Source organism: Gemmatimonadaceae bacterium (assembly GCA_020852815.1).
Lineage (GTDB): Bacteria > Gemmatimonadota > Gemmatimonadetes > Gemmatimonadales > Gemmatimonadaceae > SCN-70-22.
In genome coordinates this window covers 97,044-117,364 of the sequence record JADZAN010000015.1, presented here as the reverse complement: position 1 = coordinate 117,364, position 20,321 = coordinate 97,044, and the positions used below count along the sequence as shown (strand labels likewise).

Genomic DNA, 20,321 nt, shown 5'->3' with positions numbered 1-20,321 from the left:
TCGGTCCCAGCATTCGCTGGGGTGTTCGCTTCGCTCCATCTTCTCGTCCTCTCGTCCTCTCGTCCCCAGCCTTCGCTGGGGCAGGCCTCTCGTCTTCTCCGGTAGGGTATGCTTCGCCGAACCTTCCTCGCCTCCGTCGGCGCCGCACTCGCGACGCTCGACCCCGCGCGGCTCGAGCGCCTCGCCGCCTACCAGCCGTCGCGCCCCGCGGCCGACCTTGCCGATGACGAGGATTTCTGGTTCCAGGTGCAACAGGCGTTCACCGTCGACCGCAACAACATCAACCTGAACAACGGCTCGGTGGCCCCGTCGCCGCGTTCGGTGCAGCGCGCACAGCTCGACTACCTCACGCTCACGAACATGAGCCCGTCGCACTACGTGGACGAGATGCTCTATCCGGAGTTCGAGGTGGTGCGGCGCCGGCTCGCGGCGCGCTTCGGCTGTGACGCCGAGGAGTTGGCCGTCACCCGCAACACGACCGAGGCGCTGGAGGCGGTGCAGCTCGGGATGCCGCTGTCGCGCGGCGACGAGGTGATCACCACCACGCAGGACTACCCGTCGATGCACACGGCGTGGCGCCAGCGCGAGCGGCGCGACGGGATCGTCCTCAAGCTCTTCTCGTTCCCCGTGCCGGCCACCGATCCGGACGACTTGGTGCGGCGCTTCGAGGGAGCCATCACGCCGCGCACGAAGGTCCTCCACGTCTCGCACGTCTACTTCACGACTGGGCAGATCGCCCCCGTGCAGCGTATCTGTCGCATGGCGCGCGCGCGGGGAATCGAGGTCGTGGTGGATGGCGGGCACGCCTTCGCGCAGTTCCCCTTCACGCGCGATGACCTGGACTGCGACTACTTCGGCACCTCGCTGCACAAGTGGCTCTCGGCGCCGGTGGGAACCGGTTTCCTCTATGTGCGCCGGTCGAAGATCAAGTCGATCTGGCCGCTCTTCGCCGCGAGCGCCGAGATGGAGGACAACATCCGCAAGTTCGAGGCGATCGGGACGTTCCCCGTGCACATCCGCAACCCGATCACCGAGGCGCTCGACTTCCACGAGGCGATCGGCGCGGAGCGGAAGGCGGCGCGCCTCCGCTTCCTGCGGCGCCGGTGGACGCGTCACGTGGCGCAGTTTCCCAAGGTCCGGCTCCTCACGCCCGACGACGACGCGCAGTCGTGCGCGTTAGGCGCGATGAGCATCGACGGCGTCAGCGGCCCCCAGCTCGTGGACCACCTCATGACCAGACATCGCATCCACGTGCGGGCGCGGATCGTCCCCAACGAGTTCTCGTGCATTCGCGTAACGCCAAACGTCTACACGACGGTGGCCGAGATCGACGCATTCGCGAAGGCCATCGAACTCGTGGCCACGAAGGGACTCTAGATGCGAACAACGCTACGGGCGGGAGTGCTGGCCGTGACAATGGCGGCCGCACTGGCCTGTGGGGGATGTGGACGCGGGGAGGGGACGAGGAGCGGGCGTGAAACGACCGGCGCCAGCGATGCCAACGGCGGCTCCGGCGCGAATGGCAGCGCGGGCTACGGCACCTCGACCAAGGCGTCGCGCGACTTCGTGGCGCTCGTCGACGAGTATCTCGACGGATGGTCGGCCTTCTATCCCTCCATCGCGGCGGGGAACGGGATTCACCAGCACGACGACCGGCTGGAGGATTTCACCGCAGCGAACATCGCGCGCCAGCTCTCCTGGTTCCGGGAGATGAAGGCGCGCCTGGCGCGCATCTCCGTCGATTCGCTCACGCCTGACGAGCGCGTGGACCACCGCATCCTGGGTGGGGTCATCGACGGATGGGTGCTGGACCTCGACGTGGCGCGCAGCTGGCAGCGCAACCCGATGGTCTATGCCTCGGCGCTGGCCGACGGTGTGCACAACCTGATGACGATGGAGAGCGCCCCGAGCGAGGCGCGCATGCGGCGCGTGACGGCCAAGCTGCGGCAAGTGCCCGCGCTCCTTGCCGCGGCACGCGCCAACCTTCGCAACCCGCCGCACATCCTCGCCGAGCGTGGGCTGGCGATGTTCCGCGGGGCGAGCGGGATGTTGGAGAAGGACCTGGGGATGGCACTCGATGCCCCGCGCGGCGAGACGTGGAACGCGATGATGGTGGAGTCGCGCCAGGCGCGCGAGGCGATCGATGCCTTCATCGCCGAGTATCAACGGACCATCCTCCCGCGCGCCACCGGCACCGTGGCGTTAGGGCGAGACTACGTGGAGGCGCGCTACCGCGCCGAGGAGCTGATCGACGTCCCGGCCGACACGATGCTCGCCATCGCCCAGCGCGAACTCATGGCCGAGCAGGCGCTCTTCGTGGAGAAAGCGCGCGCCGTCGATTCGACGCGGGAGGCCATGGCGGTGTGGGGTGACGTGCTGCGCGACCATCCCCGGCGCGGCGAGCTGGTCGACGCAGCGCGGCGCGTCGTCGACGAGTTGCAGCAGTTCGTGACGACGCGTGATCTGGTGCGCCTCCCGACCGCCGACCGCGTGATGGTCGAGCCCTCCAAGCCGTTCGACATCGGGCTGGCGTCGATGCACGCCTCGCCGCCGCTGGAGACGACGCCGGTCAGGTCGATCTATTACGTCACCGATGCCAACCCATCGTGGCCGGCCGAGCGGCAGGACAAATGGCTCGAGCGCTTCAACTATCCGTCGCTCACCATCACGTCGGCGCACGAGGCGATGCCGGGACACTTCGTCCATGCGATGTTCATGCGGCAGACGCCGGGCAAGATCCGTCGCATCTGGATCGGGTTGAACCCGTTCCCGCAGCCATCGAGTGGTCAGGACGGATGGGCGCACTACGCCGAGCACCTGGTGGTGGAGCAGGGGTTCCGCGCCGACGATCCTCGTTATGCAATGGCGCAGCTGTCGGAGTCGATGACGCGCATCTGCCGCCTGATCGTGAGCGTCAATGTGCACGCCAACGGGTGGAGCATCGAACGGGGGGCGCGGTTCTTCGAGGAGAATGCGCACGTTCCCGGTCCGGCGGCCATGCAGGAGGCGTCGCGCGTGGCCTACGACCCCACCAACGGGGGCTACTTCCTGGGAAAGCGGGCGCTGCTGACGTTGCGCGAGGACGTGCGGGAGAGCGAGGGACGTGACTTCAACCTGCGCGACTTTCACGAGCGCGTGATGAAGGACGGGATCGCGCCCTGGTGGGCGCACCGCCAGCTGCTGCTCCCGGGAGACACGCGCCCGGTGATTCGCTAGAAGGGGTGGCCGCCGCGTCGACGGCCGCACCCTCACGGGGCGTAGTGTCACTCGCCGCGCCCTCACTGGCCGCAGCGGCGCGCTGGTGGTAGAATGACGCCCCTCCCCCCACGGCGTACGGCCCGCCGTTCATTTCAAGCGGCCATCAGTCGAGGAGTTCGGCCATGTTGCGATTCGTTCGTCGTTCGTTCGCCGTGCTGTGCGTCGCCGTTCCGGTGGTGGCCGTACCGGCGGCTGCCGGGGCGCAACCGCAGGAAGGGTTCAAGAACCTGCAGGTCCTTCCCAAGGACATTCCGCGCCCCGAGCTGCTCAACGTCATGCGGCGATTCACCTCGTCGTTAGGGTTGCGCTGCAATGACTGTCACGTGGTGAAGAACCCCGGACAGATGCCGGAGCAGCTCGACGCGGCCTCGGACGACAAGGAGCTGAAGAAGATCACGCGACAGATGCTCCAGATGACGATGGACATCAACCAGAAGTACCTGTCGCAGTCCGGGCGCACCTTCACGGCGCGCACGCGCGTGGGGTGCGAGACGTGCCATCGCGGCGCCTCAAGGCCGCGCACGCTGGCCGCCGAGGTGCTGGGCGCGCTGGAAGCGAAGGACGCGGACAGCGCCATCGTGCGCTACAAGGAGCTGCGCGAGAAGACGTACGGAAAGGCGCAGTTTGACTTCTCGGAAGATGGGCTCCCGCGCCTGGCCGAGGAGATGTCGCGTGCCCGCCGCGTCGACGACGCAATCAAGCTCCTCAACCTGAACCTCGAGTACTTCCCCAAGTCGGTGGTGACCTGGTCGCAGCTCGCGATCGGGTTGGCGCAGAAGGGGGACACGGTGGCCGCGCTGGCGGCAATCGACAAGGGACTGCAGGCGTCGCCGGACAACCCGCAGCTCAAGCGGACGCAGGCAATGCTCAAGGGGCAGCGCCCGCAGTAGCGGCGGGCGGCGCCCGCAGCAGCAGCCATTTCGCTGGACCTTGGCGACGTCCCGGGGTACGATTGACCCGGGGCGTCGCCTTTGTCATCTGGCGCCCGACTCCACCCTTCCCGTGCCACGTTCCATGCCTCTTTCCGTGCCCCTTTCCGTGCCCCTTTCGTGACGTCCCGTCGAGAAGTCCTCAAGCGCATCACCGCGGCCTCTGCCCTTGGCCTCGCCGCGTCTCCCATGCTCAACGACCTCGTGGCCCAGGCGTCGCTTGCGGCTGACGGTCGGCGTGCGCTGGTCGATGGCCTCCTCCCATCGGTCGCGGTGAAGCGCTGCGGCGTGCAGCTCTACACCATTCGCGGCGAGATGGAGAAGGGGGTCGAGGCAGCGCTGGCCAAGGTCGCGGGAATCGGCTACAAGGAGGTCGAGTTCGCCGGCTACTTCGGGCGCACCCCCAGGCAGATCGCCCAACTGCTCAAGACCAACGGCCTCACCTCGCCCGCGGTTCACATGCCGGTGAGCGACATCCTCAAGGATCCCAACGCGGCGCTCGATGCGCTGCAGACCATTGGGCACACGTACGCGATCATGCCGTACCTGGACGTGCGCGAGCGTGACACCATCGCCAAGTACCACAAGCTGGCCGACCAGCTCAACGAGGCTGGCGCGCTGACCCGCAAACGCGGAATCCAGATGGCGTATCACAACCACGACTTCGAGTTCCAGCTCACCGACGGCAAGGTCCCGTACGACGAGTTGCTGGCGCGCTGCGACAAGCAGCTCGTGCAGTTCGAGATGGACCTGTTCTGGACCAACAAGGCAGGGAAGGACCCGCTCGCCTACTTCGCGAAGTACCCCGGGCGCTTCGCCTGCGTGCACGTGAAAGACATGAAGGCCGATGGGTCGATGACCGAGGTGGGGAGCGGCAAGATCCCGTTTGCCTCGTACTTCGCGAAGGCCAGCGAGGCGGGGATCAAGCACTACTTCGTGGAGCACGACAACCCGGCCGATCCGTGGGCGTCGATCACGACGTCGTACAAGGCGCTGGCGGCGCTCTAGCCCATGTCGCAGAGTCGACGCGATGCCCTCAGGACACTCGGCGGCGCGGCGATCGCCGGGAGCGCGCTCGCGGCAGGCCCGCTTGCCGCAACGCCGCTGGTCGCCATGACCACCGATCCATTTCACGCGTTGCAGCCGCTGGCCGGCGGCGGACGCCTCAAGCAGAGCGTTTGCCAGTGGTGCTACAGCAGCATGCCGCTGGACGACCTGTGTGCGGCGGCCAAGCGCATCGGGTTGCGCTCGGTGGAGCTGTTGAGCGAGAAGGACTGGCCAGTGGTAAAGCAGCACGGCCTGACGTGCGCCATGGCCAACGGCCCCAGCACGATTCCCGTGGGCTTCAACCGTCCCGGCGAACACGATCGGCTGGTGGCAGAGAGCGAGCGGCTCCTCCCGCTGGTTGCAGCTGCCGGCCTCCCCAGCATGATCGTCTTCTCGGGGAACCGCGGCGGGATGTCGGACGGTGAAGGGTTGGCCAACTGCGTGGCCGGACTCAAGCGCATCACGCCGATGGCCGAGCGGCTGGGGGTGACGGTGTGCATGGAGCTGCTCAACTCCAAGGTCGACCACAAGGATTACATGTGCGACCGCACGCCGTGGGGCGCCGAACTCGTCAGGCAGGTGGGGAGCCCGCGCTTCAAGCTCCTGTACGACATCTACCACATGCAGATCATGGAGGGCGATGTCATCCGCACCATCCGTGACAACTTTGGCGCCATCGGCCACTTCCACACGGCGGGGGTCCCCGGGCGCAACGAGATCGATGCGAGCCAGGAGCTCTACTACCCGGCCATCATGCAAGCCATCGCCGACCTTGGGTACACGGGCTTCATTGGCCAGGAGTTCATCCCGAAGCGCGACCCAATGACGTCGCTCGCCGAGGGCGTGCGGACGTGTGACGTCTGACTCGAGCGTACCAAGCACTTGGGAGAGCGGAGGCTGCGGAAGAGAACTAGATCAACTGCTTTACCACGGAGGCACGGAGGAACGGAGGAGTGCGTTTGGTGCGCTGAAGGTCGCGCTCGGCACTTCCCCCTCCGTGCCTCCGTGGTGAAAGGCAGTTCAAATCACAGCGATGCGCGCGCCTCGCGCCACTTTCCGCGCGTGAAGTCGGGGAACTTCATCGGCGCGCTTCCCTTGGCGACTGACATCTCGCTCAATGGGCCCGGTGCGGACCACGCGGCCGCGTCGTAGACGTCGAAGTCGGGCGTAAGCCCCTCGCGCATGCATTGCACCAGGCGATAGGCCATCACGTAGTCCATGCCGCCGTGCCCGCCGCTGCGCGCCTGCTCGCCCAGCTCGCGCCACAGCGGGTGCTCGTACCTTGCCTTGTAGGCGTCGATCGTCGTCCAGCGATCTTCCTCGCCCGTTCCCTCGATGTAGATGCGCGGCGGGTAGTCCTCGAAGATGCCGTTGGTCCCCTGGATCGAGTTGATGCGCGAGTAGGGGCGCGGCGAGGCGACGTCGTGCTCGAGGCGGATCGTGCGCCCCTTGGCCGTCTTGACCAGCGAGGTATTGAGGTCGCCCGTCTTGTACTGCTCCTGCCATGTTGGCGAGCTGGCGGGCACGTGGTCCTTGCGCCACTTGGAGAGCCCTAACTCCGGCGTGCTCATCGACACGAGGTAGTCGAACGCGTCGCCACGGTTGATGCCGAGCATGAAGGCGACGGGGCCGAGTCCGTGCGTGGGATACAGGTTGCTGTTGCGCAGCGTGTGATGGCGCCGGCGCCAGAGTCCCTCGTCGCGGTTCTCGAAGAGTATCGCGCGCAGGTCGTGGTTGTACGCGGCGCCGGCGTGCTTCAACTCGCCAAAGGCGCCGCTCTTCACCATCTGGAGCACGAGCAACTCGTTGTAGCCGTAGTTGCAGTTCTCCATCATGAGGCAGTGCCGCCGCGTGCGCTCCGACGTGTCGACGAGCTTCCAGCAATCCTCGAGCGAATAGGCGGCGGGGACCTCGGTGGCGGCGTGCTTCCCGGCTTCCATCGCCGTCAGCACCACGGGGACGTGGAATTCCCACGGGGTGGCCGTGTAGACGATGTCGATGTCGTCGCGCTTCACGAGGTCGCGGAAGGCATCGGGTCCATTGCTGAAGCGCGCCGGCTCGTAGTCGTGCCCCCCCTTTCGCATCTGCTGCACCGCCATGTCGATCTTCGCGGGGACGGTGTCGCACAGCGCGGTGATGCGCACGTTGGGAACGCCGAGCAACTCGTGCAGCACCGACCGCCCCCGCAGCCCCGTCCCGACAATGGCGATGCGCACCGTCTCGCGCTTCTCGAACGGAACGCCCACCATGCTCGAGGCGCCCGTTGTGCTCCCGGTGACGAGGTCGACGGTTCCGTCAGCTGCAGCACTCGCCCCCTGTGCGAAGGTGGCGTTGCTGCCAAGCACGAGGCCGGCGGAGGCGAGGGCCGCGCCCTTGAGGAGGTCGCGGCGGGTCGGATGATCAGACATATGGGAGAAGACGAGAAGACGAGAAGCCTGCCCCAGCGAAAGCTGGGGACGGGAAGACGAGGTCGCGCGGCTACGAGAAAAAGATCAACTGCTTTACCACGGAGGCACGGAGGAGGACGTCTGGCGCGCCGACTGTCGCGTTCACCTCTTCCCCCTCCGTGCCTCCGTGGTGAAAAGCATTTGTGAGTCACGAACGGCGCACCAAAGCCAGCCCCCGCACGCCTAACATCGTGCCCCCGCCCCCCCGGCGCACTCCTCAGAACTGCTGCGCCCCGGGCCCGGCCGGTGACGCGAAGAAAACGGCACGCTCGGCAGCTGACGGGAACTCCGCGGCGTAGTGCTCGCTCCACGATACCATGAAGTCGCGCGCGTCGCCCACGGGAACCAATGCCCACACACTCCCGCCAAAGCCGGCGCCGAATGCCGAGGCCGCGGTCGCGCCGAGCTGGCGCGCCAGACGCGCCAACGCCACCGTCTCGGGGATCTGGTTCCCCAGCCAGCGCTCCGCCGCCTCCTGCGAGCGGTCCACCACGGAGCCGAGTTCGTGGACGCTCCCGCGTGCGAGGATCGCCGCGGCCTGCGGGATGAGTTCGAAGCTCTCGAGGAGGAACTGCTCCAGTCGGTTGCCTAACGCCGACGCGGGAAGCTCCGCCGTTCCCGACGCCTGCGCGACCGCGCGCAGCCGATTGGGCGCGTCGGCGCCGCTGCGCGCGGCGTCGGCGAGCGTGGCGTCGCTGCGCCCAGTGGTCGCGTTCCACTGCGCGAGCAGGTGCCGCACCAGCCGCGCGGCGCGGTTGTACGACTCGCGCGCCCCGGCGGTCTTCTCGGCCAGGACGCCGCTCGCCCCCACCACAAAGGTGTGCGTGGGCGGGAGCGTGTAGGCCGCCTCGCGCCTAACGGGGGCGAACGAGTACTGGACGATATGTCCCGCCTCGGCGCACATGATCGCCGTGTGATCCTGGCTTCCGCCAAATGTCCCCACCCCCGCGTCCCCCTCGAGCGTGCGGAACGACTCCCCGTTCTCCACCGTCCCCAGGTACGACGCCAGCTCCTCACGCGAGAAGATCGCGTTGCGGAACTCCTCGCTCGAGCGCAGGTCGTTGCTCTTGGCCAGGGCCACGAAGACGGCGATCATCAACGCGCTCGACGAACTCATTCCCGCCGCGATGGGCAGGTCCGAGGCGAACGCGAGGTCCACGCCCAGCCGTGCCGACGGAAAGTTGCGGGCCAGGCGGCGCGCCACGGTGGCAACGTAGTTGGACCAATCGCCCGGCTCAGCGCGCGTTTCGGGGTCGAGCGCGGTCTGGCAGCTGCTCCCCGTGGCAACGTCCACCGCGCGAATGGTGGCATCGTGGCGCAGCGCAACGCGCACGGCAAAGCCACGTTCGACCGTGCACAGGAGCGAACGGCCGCCCGCATAGTCCGTGTGCTTGCCAAGCATCTCGATGCGCCCGGGCACCCAGACGGAGTGGCGCTGGTTGGTGGCGCCGATGGCGTCGAGCGCGGCGTCGCACTGCGTGAGCATCGCCGCCTTGGCCGATGCCTGGTGCGGCGACATCCCCACGCGCAGCAGCTGGTCGCGATCGTGAGACATGGCCGTAAGCTACACCGCTACAGCGCGACCGTCACGCCGTCGAGTCGCGCCGCGACCGCGGGAATATCGCGGCGGCTGGAGAGGTCGAGGACGCCGGCCGCCATCGGGACGACGGTGAATCGCTCCCCCAGCTCATGCATCGCAATGCGCACCGCATCCTGCAGCTCGAGCTCTCCGCGCGGCGACGGTTGCACCTGCGCGCACGCCTCGAAGATCGCCGGCGAGAAGGACCACAGGTTCATGCTGACGAGCGCGTGCTGCGACATGCGCGCATACGTCGCCTCGTCCGGCTTCTCCACGATCTCGGTGAGGGCGCCGGTGGCATCGGTGGCGACCAAGGCAAACCGGCGAATGCGCTCCTCGGGAATGTTGCTCTCGGCGACCAGCGCCTCGCGTTCGAATCCGACGAGCCCTGAGCCAGCGATGGCGGCTAGGGCGCGATACGCCTCCACCGGGTAGTAGTTGTCGGAGTTGAGGACGAGGAACGTCGCGTCTGCGGCAAACTCTCGCGCCGCGGCGACGGCGTCTGCGGTGCCGCGCGGCTCGTGCTGTATGGCGAAGTGCACGCGCACGCGCGACATGGCGAGCGCGCCGTAGTAGTCGCGCACCGCCTGGTGCTCGGGGCCGATGATGAGGCAGACGTCGGTGATGCCGGCGTCGGCGAGCGCGCTGATGACGTAGTCGAGGAAGGGGCGAGCGATCGGGATCATCCCCTTCACGCCGGCGTCGGCCACTGCGGCCTGTTGGGCGTCGAGCGTGGCGCCCGGGTCGGCCTGTCGCATGCGCGTGCCCAGGCCGCGCGCGAGGATCACGGCGCGCGTGGTGGCAAGCGGCGTGATGGCGAGCGGTGTGGTGGCGCGGGGCGGAGGCGTCATGCGACGTCGGCGCCGCTCAATCTTCCGATCCGGCCCAGAGGCGCGGCATCAGGCGGAGCAGGAAGTAACCCGACACGAGGAAGGCGCCCAGCCACATCATCCCCGTCGCGGTGCGTCCGTACAGGAAGCTCCCGGTGCCAAAGAGCGCCGAGTAGACAAAGGTGATGCCGAGCATCCACCCAACGAGCGACAGCGTAAGCGAGTCGGGCGAGCGCGTGTCGCCGCTGGCGTGACGGATATCCGTCCACCCCGGCCCCGCGGGGCGCACCAGCTTGTAGAACGAGATGAGGCGCGCGCGGTCGGTCTGCGGCGCAAGGAAGGTCACCGTCATCCACACCGCCGTCGATGCGACGATGGTGATCACCAGCGAGACCTCGCTGCCCAGCGCCACACCGTTCTTGCGGGCGATGAAGAAGCCGACCGAGATGACGAACGAACTCACCATCGCCGCCACCTCGCTCCACGCATTGATGCGCCACCAGAACCAGCGCAGGATGTAGAGCAGCCCGGTGCCCGCGCCGATCGACAGGATCAGGTCGAAGCTCTCCTTGGCCGAGCTGAGCCCAAAGGTCAGAAGCGCCGCGCAGATCATGAGCCCCGCGGTGACGAGGCGACCCACGAGGACGTAGTGCTTCTCCGTCTCGCCTGGGCGCAGGAAGCGGCGATAGAAGTCGTGGACGAGGTACGACGTCCCCCAGTTGAGGTGCGTCTCGATGGTGGAGCGATAGGCGGCGAGCATCCCGGCCACCATCGCGCCAAGAAAGCCGGCGGGGAGGAACTTGAGCATCGCCGGGTACGCCATGTCGTGCCCGATGAGCGTGGGGTCCACGTACGGGTACGACGCGGCGATGTCGCTGAGCTGCGGGAAGATGAGCGTGGAGGCGAGTGCCACGATGATCCACGGCCACGGACGCAGCGCGTAGTGCATCACGTTGAAGAACATCGTCCCGATGACGGCGTCCTTCTCTGTCTTGGAGGCGAGCATGCGCTGGGCGATGTAGCTCCCGCCCCCCGGCTCGGCGCCGGGATACCAGACCGACCACCACTGGATGGTGATGGGGATGATCATGACCGAGAGCGCGACGTTCCAGTTGTTGCTGAAGTCGGGGAGGAGGTTGAGGCGCGACGGCGGGATCTTGGCCATGAGCCCGGCCAACCCCCCAACTTCGGGCTGCTGCAACGCGAAGTACGCCACCGCGAAGGTGGACGACATCGTGATGAGGAACTGGATGGAGTCGGTGACCAGTACCCCCCACAGCCCCGACACCGAGGCAAAGAAGATCGTGATGATCGAGGCATAGAGCAGCGTCTGCCACATCGGGAGCCCCAACACGATGTTGCCGATCTTGGCGGCGGCCAGGTTCACCGTTGCCATGATGACGCAGTTGAAGAAGAGGCCGAGGTAGAGGGCGCGGAAGCCGCGCACGAAGGTCGCGGCCTTGCCCGAGTAGCGCAGCTCGTAGAACTCGAGGTCGGTCATCACGCGCGAGCGGCGCCACAGCTTCGCGAAGAAGAAGACCGTCATCATCCCCGTCAGGAGAAACGACCACCACAGCCAGTTGTCGGCCACCCCGTTTTCGCGGACCATGTTGGTCACGAGGTTGGGGGTGTCGGTGCTGAAGGTCGTCGCGACCATCGAGATCCCGACCAGCCACCACGGAGCGGCGCGCCCGGAGGTGAAGAACTCCTCGGTGCTCGAACCGGCGCGCTTGTAGAAGAAGACCGCCGGGAGGAAGGAGATCACCACCGAGATGGCGACGATGATCCAGTCGAGAGTGACGAGGCGCATCTGGGTGGGGCAGAGGACGAGAAGCCCGCCCCAGCGAAGGCTGGGGACGAGAGGACGAGAGGACGAGAGGACGAGAAGACGAGATAATACCTGAGTAGGGGAGGGGAGGATACCTCGATGTTGCGGCGGCGGTGTGGGCGGGGGGCACTGGTTGGGGTGGGGTTGCACTGTCACATTCTGCCGATGCTGACTCGGTCGCTGGTTTCGTCGCTCACGCTGGGCGCCTTCGCCTCGTTGTGCCCGTTCACCACGGGAGAGCTCGCGGCACAGGGGGCGCGCGCGGCGGGCGGTGCGGGGCGGGGCGCAGCGGAGCAGGGCGCGCCATCTCAGGGAACGCCGCTCCTCCCCGTCCCCTCGACGCTGCGACTCGGCGAGGGGCGCTTCGCAATCGACAGCACCACGGCGATCGCCGTCACCGGGCACAGCGACGCGCGGCTCGAACGGGCCATCGCCCGCTTCCAGGCGCGCCTGGCGCGCCGCATCTCGCAGCCGGTGTCGCGCTCCATTTCCCGCACCGCGACGCCGCGCACCATCGCCATCGACGTGCGCGGAGCCGGGCTTCCGGTGCAGGGGGTGGACGAGGACGAGCGCTACACGCTGAGCGTGGCGCGCGACGGCGCCACGCTGCAGGCGGCGACGACGGTGGGCGCCTTGCGCGGGTTGGAGACGCTGTTGCAGCTGGTGGAATCGGACGCGGCGGGCTTCGGCATCCGCGCCGTCTCCATCGCCGATGAGCCGCGCTTCCCGTGGCGCGGCCTCAACCTCGACGTCTCGCGCCACTTCATGCCCATCGAGCAGGTGAAGAAGACGATCGACGGAATGGCGATGGTCAAGCTCAACGTCCTGCACTGGCACCTGAGCGACGACCAGGGGTTCCGCGTGGAGAGCAAGCGCTTTCCCAGGTTGCACGAGCTGGGGAGCGACGGGCTGTACTTCACGCAGGAAGAGGTGCGCGAGGTGGTGGCTTACGCGCGCGATCGCGGCATTCGCGTCGTCCCGGAGTTCGACATGCCGGGGCACACCACGGCGTGGTTCGTCGGCTACCCGCAGTACAGCGCCCAGCGTCCCCCCATCGCCATCCGCCGCGAGTGGGGTGGCGCCGACGCGATCTTCGATCCCACCAGGGAGGAGACCTACACCTTCATTGCGCGCTTCATCGACGAGATGGCGCCGCTCTTCCCCGACGCGTACTGGCACATCGGTGGCGACGAGGTCGAGGCCAAGCACTGGGACTCGAACGCCGACATCGTCGCCTGGCGCAAGCGGCACGGCTTCAAGGACAACGACGCGCTGCAGGCGCACTTCAACAAGCGCCTCACGGCGATCCTCACCAGGCACGGGAAGCGCATGATGGGGTGGGACGAGATCCTCCACCCCGACCTGCCGCCGCGCACGGTGGTCCAGTCCTGGCGCGGGACGCAGTACCTGGCAAACTCCGCGAAGCAGGGCTTCTCCGGCATCCTGTCGGCGCCGTGGTACCTGGACCACATCAAGCCGGCCAGCGAGTACTACGCCGCCGACCCGGTGCCGCAGTTCGACGAACTCACCCCCGCGCAGCAGAGGCTCATCCTTGGCGGCGAGGCGTGCATCTGGGCGGAGTACATCACGGCCGAGAGCGCCGACTCGCGCATCTGGCCGCGCCTGGGGGCCATCGCCGAGCGACTCTGGTCGCCGCGCACCGTCACCGACGTCGGCGACATGTATCGCCGGCTCGAACTCCTCACCGATCGGCTCGAGGGGGCCGGCTTCCGCGTGCGCTCGCACCCGGCGCGCATGCTCGCCACCATCGCCCCGGGCTTGGACACCACGCCCGTCGAGTCGCTCTTCACGGCGGTGCAGCCACCGGCGTTCGGGCAGACCACCAACGGGGCAATGCTCAACCAGCGCCACCCGCTCACGCGCCTCGTCGATGCCTCGCGCCCCGATCCCGCTGGTCGCTGGATGACCGAGCGGCTCGTCAGGCGCGTGGTGCTCGACGCGGGTGATGTTGCGGCGCGCGACTCGCTCCTCATCGCCTTCCAGCGCTGGTCGCAACTTCTGCCGCGCATCGAGGCGCTCGGCGCGCAATCGCCCACGCTGGCGCAGGCGGTCCCGGCGGCGCGCGCGCTCGCGCGCACGGCGGCCATCGGGGCCGAGGCGCTGGGCTTCATCGCGGCCGGCCGCCGCGCCCCTGCCGACTGGGCTAGTCGGTCGGCGGAGGAACTCAAGCGCTACGACGCGCCGGTGGAGGCGTTGCGCGTGGCCATCGTGGGCGACGTGCGCAAGCTGCTGGCGATCGCGGCACCGGCGCCCTGATCGCCAGTTGCACCGTCACTGCTCGCGCCGCGTCACTCCTCGCGCAGCATCACTCCTCGCGCAGCGTGACCGCCGGATCCACCAGCGAGGCGCGCCGCGCGGGGGCCCAGCTCGATGCCGCCGCGACGCCCAGCAAGGTGAGCGACACCAGCGCGAGCAGCGCCGGGTCCACCGGGTTCACGCCGTAGACGAGGGTGCCCAGCAGCCGTCCCGCGGCCACCGCGCCGGCGAGCCCCAGCACCACGCCGATGGCCGTCAGGCGCAATCCGTAGCCCACCACCATCTGGCGCACGCGCCCCACGTCGGCCCCCAGGGCCAGTCGCACGCCGATCTCGCGCCGGCGCTGGTTGACCAGGTAGGACAGGACGCCGTAGAGCCCCAGCGCGCCTAACGCCAACCCCAGCACGCCGAACGCCGCCATCAGCACCATCAGGAGCCGCGGCCTCGCCACCGCCTCGCCCAGCGCCTGGTCCAGCGTGAAGATGGAAGTGATCGTCTGCAAGCGGTCGACCGACCAGATCGCGTTGCGGATGGCGGGGCCGAGCGCCAGCGGTTCGCCACGCGTGCGCACCACGAGGTTCATGCGCACGCGCCCGTTCTGCGGCACGTGTATGTACACCGTGGGCTCCGCCGCCTCGGCCATCGAGCGCTGGCGGATGTCGCCCACCACGCCCACGATCTCGGCCGATGTCGACTCGCCAAACAGGAGCGACTTGCCCAGCGCCTCCTGCCCCGGGAACCAGCGACGCGCGAAGGCCTCGTTGACCACCATGACGAAGGGCGCGCCGCGCCGATCGGTCGGGGCGAACTCCCGCCCCGAGACGAGGCGCGTCCCTAACGTTCGGAAGATGTCGTCGCTCACGTGAAGGCTCGCCGCCGACGGTCCCTCCTCACCGGCGGGGATCGTCATGCCGGGAAGCCGAAAGCCGATGCGCTCGCCCACGCCTCGCAGCGGCGCATCCTTCATGGATGCGGCGCCGACCACGCCCGGAACGGCGCGCACCCGCTCCAGCACCTGTTGGTAGGTGATGGTGTAGTCCTGGTGGCGCTCGTCGCTGAGCGTGTAGTTGAGCACGACGGTGTGGTCCGGCCGGAAGCCAGGGTCCACGTGGAGGAGCGCCATGAAGGAGCGCGTCATCACCGCCCCGCCAGCTACAAGCATGAGCGCCAGCGCCACTTCGGCCACCACGAGGCCGCTGCGCAGGCGCGTGGCACCATCGCCGGCAATGCCGCGAGCGGCGTCGCGCAGCGCGCGCTGCGGCGCGCTGGCAGCCGATCGCCACGCGGGAACGAGGCCAAACAGAATCCCGGACAACACAGACAGTGCCAGTGCAAAGGCGAGCACGGTCCCGTCCAGCGACGACTCGCTGCCGCGCGGAAGCTCACGCGTCCCAAGCGCCTGCAGCGCACGCACGCTTAGCGCGGCCAGCGCCACGCCCGCCACCCCTCCAACCAGCGACAGCACCATGCTCTCCGTGAGGAGCTGCCGCACGATGCGCCCTCCCGACGCGCCCAGCGCGCGGCGCACGGCAAGCTCGCGCCCCCGCACGCTCCCACGCGCCAGTTGCAGCGACGCCACGTTCACGCAGGCGATGAGGAGCACGAGCATGACCGCGGCCGACAGGAGGAACAGTCCCGTGCGCACGTTCCCGGTCAGCGCTTCGTGCAGCGGGACGACGGTCGCCGACCCCAACGCCGCGTTCTCCGGATACTCGCGCGCCAGCCGCGCGGTGATCGCCTGCAGCTCCTGCTCCACCGCGGCGCGCGTGACGCCATCGCGCGCGCGGGCCACCACGTCGAGAATCCGCGTGGGGCGAATTCGCGGAATGGCTGCGTCGGGGATGGTGGAGTACGGGACAAAGACGTCGACGTCTGGGGCCGGATAGCTCAGCCCCGCAGGCATGACTCCCAATACTTCGTACGCTTCGCTCCCCAGCGTGAGCGACGTCCCCACCACGGCCGAGTCGCCCCCGAACTCCTTCTCCCAGAAGGCGTGCGACAACATGACCACCCGGTCTCGCCCGCCGCGGACTAGTTCATCCTCGCGAGGGACGCGTCCAACCGCTGGCGTCATCGCCAGCGTTCCGTAGAAGCCGGCGGTCGTGAAGACGGCCGACAGCCGTCGCGGCTCGCCACGACCCAGCATGTCGATCCCGCTCCCGCCGGCCGCATACCAGAAGCCCCCCATGTCGAGGATCGCGCGTCGCTGTGCGCGCCAGTCGTCGAGGTCGACCGCGGAGACGGCAGCCCTCGTCACGCCGTCGTTCGGGCCCGCCGACCACACCCGGTAGAGCGCCTCGGGACGCGGGAAGGGGAGCGGGCGCAGGAGCACCCCGTTCACGACGGAGAAGATCGCGATATTGGCGCCGATCCCCAGCGCGAGGGTCAGGACCGCGGTCGCCGTGAAGCCGGGGGCGCGACGCAAGGCGCGCAGGGCGTACCAGATGTCCTGGCGCAAGTCGCCGAAGTAGTCGCGCCGTCCGGTCATGTGCTCCGTCTGGTTGTCGAACCGGGTCAGGAAGCGGCGCGTCCCCCTGATGTCGCCGAACTCCTGCTCGGCCTGGCGCAGCGCCTCGTCGGGGGCGAAACCGCTGGCGACGAGCGCCTCGGCGCGCTCACGCAGGTGGAAGTCGAGTTCGTCCGCCACGTCCCGTTCGATGCGCCCGCGGGAACGGCTCGGCAGTCGAATGAAGCGTTTCATGAGGTCGGCTCCAGGACCCGGAAGACGGCGGCGGCATAGCGCCGCCACGACGACTCCTTCTGGGAGAGCGCCGCGCGCCCCGCCGGCGTCAGCCGGTAGTAGCGCGCCCGCCGATTGTTCTCCGACACCCCCCAGTCGGCCTCGACGAAGCCGAGTCGCTCCAGGCGGTGCAGCGCCTTGTAGAGCGGGGCATCCTCGATCGCAATCGTCCCCTCGGTCCGCTCGCGGATCCACCGGGTGATGGCGTAGCCGTGCATCGCCCCCCAGGCCAGCGTCCTGAGCACGAGGACGTCCAGCGTCCCCTGCAGGAGCTCGAGCGAGTTATCGTTCACCGGTTCTCCCATTACTTGGGAAGGGGAAGCTTGTTGTTCGGAGCCGATTCCGGCAATGGCGGGGGATGAACCGCGATTGGGTGAGGTCAGGACGGGGGCGGGGGCGGCGGCTTTGGGGCGACCGGAACGTCGTCGCAGTTTCTTAATGAGGGGGTGGTGTGCACGTCCAACGTCGGCCGTCCATCCGCGCGCGATGTGCGGTTGTCCCAACGCGTTTGCGCTGTGCGATTGCACGGCGACTACGTGTCGAGAGGGGCAATGTGCGATCTTGGAAGGCTCTGGGCGCACCCCCCAAACTTTCATGAACGGCGAAGCGACTCCGCGCGTACGTTGTCAGATGAATCACCGACTTTTCTATCCCTTCTTGCTGGCGACCGTTGTGGGCGCCGCGATACCGCGCGAACCACTTCGGGCGCAACAGTTGCGCGCGGACGCTGCGGCCGAACGCGACACGGTGCGGTTGAGCATCGTCGACGCCGTCACGCGTGCGTTGCGCGAGTCTGATGAAGCGCGCATTGCCGGTGCACAGGTAGAAGTGGCCGATGCACAGGTCACCACGGCGCGTGCGGCCGGACTTCCGCAGGCGCGGCTGGCGGCGAGCTACTCGCAGGTGCTGAGGAATGCGCGCGCCGACGCGGTGAACTCGCTCTTCCGGCAGAACTTCAACTACAACTCCAACATCAACGTCTCCCAGGTGCTCTTTCAGGGGGGACGCATCTTTGCTGGTGCGCGCGCCGCGAGCGATGTGCGCGGCGCCTCGCGCCTCACGGTGGCGGAGACACAGGCGCAACTCTCGGTCGACGTGCAGCGCGCGTACCTCAACGGGCTGCTGCAGCGCGAACTGGAGGCGATCCAGCAGCGCAATCTCGACCTGGCCAACGAGCGCATCGCGTTGGTGGAGAAGCTGCTGGCCGCGGGGCGGGCGTCGCGCTACGACGCGCTGCGGGCGCGTGTGGAGCGCACGAACCTGGAGCCGGCGCTGTTGCAGTCGCGCAATGCGCGCGAGCTGGCCGACATCGAGCTGCGCCGCATCCTGAACATCCCGGCGGCTCGGCCGCTCTCGCTCACGTCGGAGATCGACACGGCGGCGCTGCGTGCCGTGGTGCAGGGCATTGCGCGCGACAGCTCTCCCGATCCCACGCGTCCGTCGGAGCGAGCGGCGCAGCTGACGGTAAACGCGCGCAGCGAGGGGGTGCGCGTGGCGCGCGCCGACCTGCTGCCGACCGTCAGCGCCTTCTTTCAGACGGGGTATCTCGCTTTTCCGGCGGGGAATGGTTTCCCGACCATCTGGGGGCGCTCGTCGCATGCGTTCTGCGCCCCTGGTGCACCGGCGTCACAGTCGTGCCAGAACAACGGCTGGTTTGCCGACCGCAACTTCGGCTTCAACGTGTCGTGGCCGCTCTTTGACGGACTGCGTGCCAAGGGGGCCGTGGACCTGGCGCAGGCACAGGAGAAGATTGCCCGGTTGCAGCTGGCGCAGCAGCGCGAAATGGTGGGCGTGGAGAGAGCGCGCGCGCGTGCCGAGTACCAGCGCGCCGAGGCGGCGTTCGACGCGCAGCGCGAGAACGTGAGCCAGGCCGACGAGGCATTCCGCATCGCCAACCTCCGCTTCGAGCGCGGGCTGGCCACACAGCTCGAGGTGTCGGACGCGCAGTTCCTGCTGCTCACCGCGCGCACCAACGCCGCGCGCGCCACGATCGACTACTACCTGGCAGCGGCCGAACTGGCGCGCGCCCGCGGCGTGGACATTCCACTCCCGCCGACCCGACCGACGACTCGATAACGGACTTCCTGTGCGATACTCGACCTTCGCGGGCGCGTTAGGCGCGCTCGCCCTGTTGACCCTCACCGCGTGTGGCAAGGACGGCCAGGCCGGGACGCCCGGTGGCGCGGCCAAGAACGGTGGTGGCACTACCTCCGGCACGGGGCAGGGCGGTCCCGGCGGTGGTGGTCCCGGCGGTCCCGGCGGTCGCGGCCCGTCGGCCATGGTCCTCGGCCCGTCCGACGTGACCGATGCCAGGACGGTGACGATCGAGGCGAGCATCCTCATCAACGGCGACCTCAAGCCGATCGAGGAGATCGCGGTCCGCTCGCGCGTGGAGGGGAACGTGCAGCAGGTATACGTGCGCGAAGGGGATCGGGTGGGTGCGGGACAGCTGCTGGCGCGTTTCGAGAATGCGGTGCAGGAGGGCGATCGCGCGTCGGCAGCGGCCGACGTGGAATCGGCCAAGGCCGACGTGGCCAACGCGCAGTGGAACGCCGACCAGTCGGACGAGTTGTACAAGGCGGGGGCGATCCCCGAGCGTGACTTGCGCACGGCGCAGCAGGCGCTGGCGGCGAGCAAGGCGCGGCTGGCGGCGGCCGAGGCGAGGCTCAAGGCGTCGCTGCAGAACGCGAACGACACGCGCATCCTCTCGCCCACGACTGGTGTGGTGTCCACGCGCACCGTGGAGGCGGGGGAGCACGTGACGCGCGGCGCCACGATTTTCACGGTGGTGCGCAACGACGTGCTGGAGCTCGAGGCGTCGGTGCCGGCGCGGCAGGCCAACGAGTTGAAGGTGTCGCAGCCGGTGCGGTTCGCCGCCGCTGGCCGACAGCTGCAAGGAAAGGTGGCGCGCATCGCGCCCACCATCAATCCGCAGAACCGTTCCATCACCGTCTACATCCAGGTCCCCAATCGCGACGGGGCGATCAAGGGGAACTCGTTTGCGACGGGGCGCATCATCGGGCAGTCCATCCCCAACGCCCTCGCCATTCCCACGCCCGCCGTGCGGCAGTCGGCGCGCGACAACAAGCCCTTCGTGTACCGCATCGAGGGGGGAAAGGTGGAGCACGTCGAGGTCGAACTCGGGGTGGTGGACGAGACGCAGAACATGACGCAGGTCCTGAGCGGGCTCGCCGCCGGCGACCAGATCATCGTCGGCAACGTGGGTGCGCTGGGCCGCGGGATGCAGGTGCGCGTGATGGGGCCCAACGAAGGGCGCAATGGCCAGGGCGGCGCGGGTGCGCCGGCCGCTGCGGGAAGTGAAGGGAAGGCGCCCGCCGGGCGTGCCGCCGCGCGCGGCGATTCGGGCAAGGGACGTTAGGCATTCT

Annotated in this window: 14 protein-coding genes; 8 read left to right on the top strand and 6 right to left on the bottom strand. The window is 68.4% G+C overall.

Translation table 11 applies throughout. The annotated features are described in order from the left end of the window. Positions 1-108: 108 nt before the first annotated feature. From IT359_08580 to IT359_08560, 5 genes are all read left to right on the top strand, one after another. Positions 109-1,377 carry an aminotransferase class V-fold PLP-dependent enzyme gene (locus IT359_08580; GenBank protein ID MCC6929028.1) on the top strand — a complete coding sequence of 423 codons (1,269 nt, stop codon included), beginning with the start codon at positions 109-111 and terminating at the stop codon, positions 1,375-1,377. Beyond that, positions 1,378-3,216: a DUF885 domain-containing protein gene (locus tag IT359_08575; GenBank protein MCC6929027.1), complete on the top strand. Its 1,839-nt coding sequence runs from the start codon at positions 1,378-1,380 to the stop codon at positions 3,214-3,216. A gap of 164 nt (positions 3,217-3,380) precedes the next feature. Continuing rightward, positions 3,381-4,148: a c-type cytochrome gene (locus tag IT359_08570; protein ID MCC6929026.1), complete on the top strand. Its 768-nt coding sequence runs from the start codon at positions 3,381-3,383 to the stop codon at positions 4,146-4,148. A gap of 159 nt (positions 4,149-4,307) precedes the next feature. Next, complete coding sequence (locus IT359_08565; protein ID MCC6929025.1) at positions 4,308-5,195, top strand: sugar phosphate isomerase/epimerase; 888 nt, start codon at positions 4,308-4,310, stop codon at positions 5,193-5,195. Positions 5,196-5,198: 3 nt separating this feature from the next. Next, positions 5,199-6,098 carry a TIM barrel protein gene (locus tag IT359_08560; GenBank protein MCC6929024.1) on the top strand — a complete coding sequence of 300 codons (900 nt, stop codon included), beginning with the start codon at positions 5,199-5,201 and terminating at the stop codon, positions 6,096-6,098. Between the two features lie 161 nt (positions 6,099-6,259). Here the strand turns inward: IT359_08560 and IT359_08555 are convergent, their stop codons facing one another. From IT359_08555 to IT359_08540, 4 genes are all read right to left on the bottom strand, one after another. Beyond that, complete coding sequence (locus tag IT359_08555) at positions 6,260-7,642, bottom strand: Gfo/Idh/MocA family oxidoreductase (GenBank protein MCC6929023.1); 1,383 nt, start codon at positions 7,640-7,642, stop codon at positions 6,260-6,262. A 256-nt stretch (positions 7,643-7,898) separates the two neighbouring features. Further along, positions 7,899-9,236, bottom strand: coding sequence for a hypothetical protein (locus IT359_08550; protein MCC6929022.1), 1,338 nt, complete (start codon positions 9,234-9,236; stop codon positions 7,899-7,901). A 17-nt stretch (positions 9,237-9,253) separates the two neighbouring features. Continuing rightward, on the bottom strand, positions 9,254-10,111 hold the full coding sequence (locus IT359_08545; protein ID MCC6929021.1) for a nucleotidyltransferase family protein: 858 nt from the start codon (positions 10,109-10,111) through the stop codon (positions 9,254-9,256). Positions 10,112-10,127: 16 nt separating this feature from the next. Further along, on the bottom strand, positions 10,128-11,900 hold the full coding sequence (locus IT359_08540; GenBank protein MCC6929020.1) for a Na+:solute symporter: 1,773 nt from the start codon (positions 11,898-11,900) through the stop codon (positions 10,128-10,130). A 183-nt stretch (positions 11,901-12,083) separates the two neighbouring features. On the opposite strand from IT359_08540, the gene IT359_08535 reads away from it, so the two are divergent. Next, positions 12,084-14,195, top strand: coding sequence for a family 20 glycosylhydrolase (locus IT359_08535; GenBank protein MCC6929019.1), 2,112 nt, complete (start codon positions 12,084-12,086; stop codon positions 14,193-14,195). A gap of 49 nt (positions 14,196-14,244) precedes the next feature. Here IT359_08535 and IT359_08530 read toward each other — a convergent pair whose 3' ends face one another. After that, positions 14,245-16,896: an ABC transporter permease gene (locus IT359_08530; protein ID MCC6929018.1), complete on the bottom strand. Its 2,652-nt coding sequence runs from the start codon at positions 16,894-16,896 to the stop codon at positions 14,245-14,247. Then, complete coding sequence (locus IT359_08525) at positions 16,893-17,228, bottom strand: PadR family transcriptional regulator (GenBank protein ID MCC6929017.1); 336 nt, start codon at positions 17,226-17,228, stop codon at positions 16,893-16,895. Before IT359_08525 ends, IT359_08530 begins: the two co-directional genes overlap by 4 nt. A gap of 337 nt (positions 17,229-17,565) precedes the next feature. Between IT359_08525 and IT359_08520 the strand changes: the two genes are divergently transcribed. Together IT359_08520 and IT359_08515 are read left to right on the top strand one after the other, a co-directional pair. Beyond that, the gene (locus tag IT359_08520) at positions 17,566-19,011 is read left to right on the top strand and encodes a TolC family protein (protein ID MCC6929016.1); all 1,446 of its coding nucleotides are present in this window, start codon (positions 17,566-17,568) and stop codon (positions 19,009-19,011) included. Between the two features lie 10 nt (positions 19,012-19,021). Further along, entirely contained in the window at positions 19,022-20,314 is a 1,293-nt protein-coding gene (locus tag IT359_08515; protein MCC6929015.1) for an efflux RND transporter periplasmic adaptor subunit, read from the top strand. Positions 20,315-20,321: the final 7 nt, after the last annotated feature.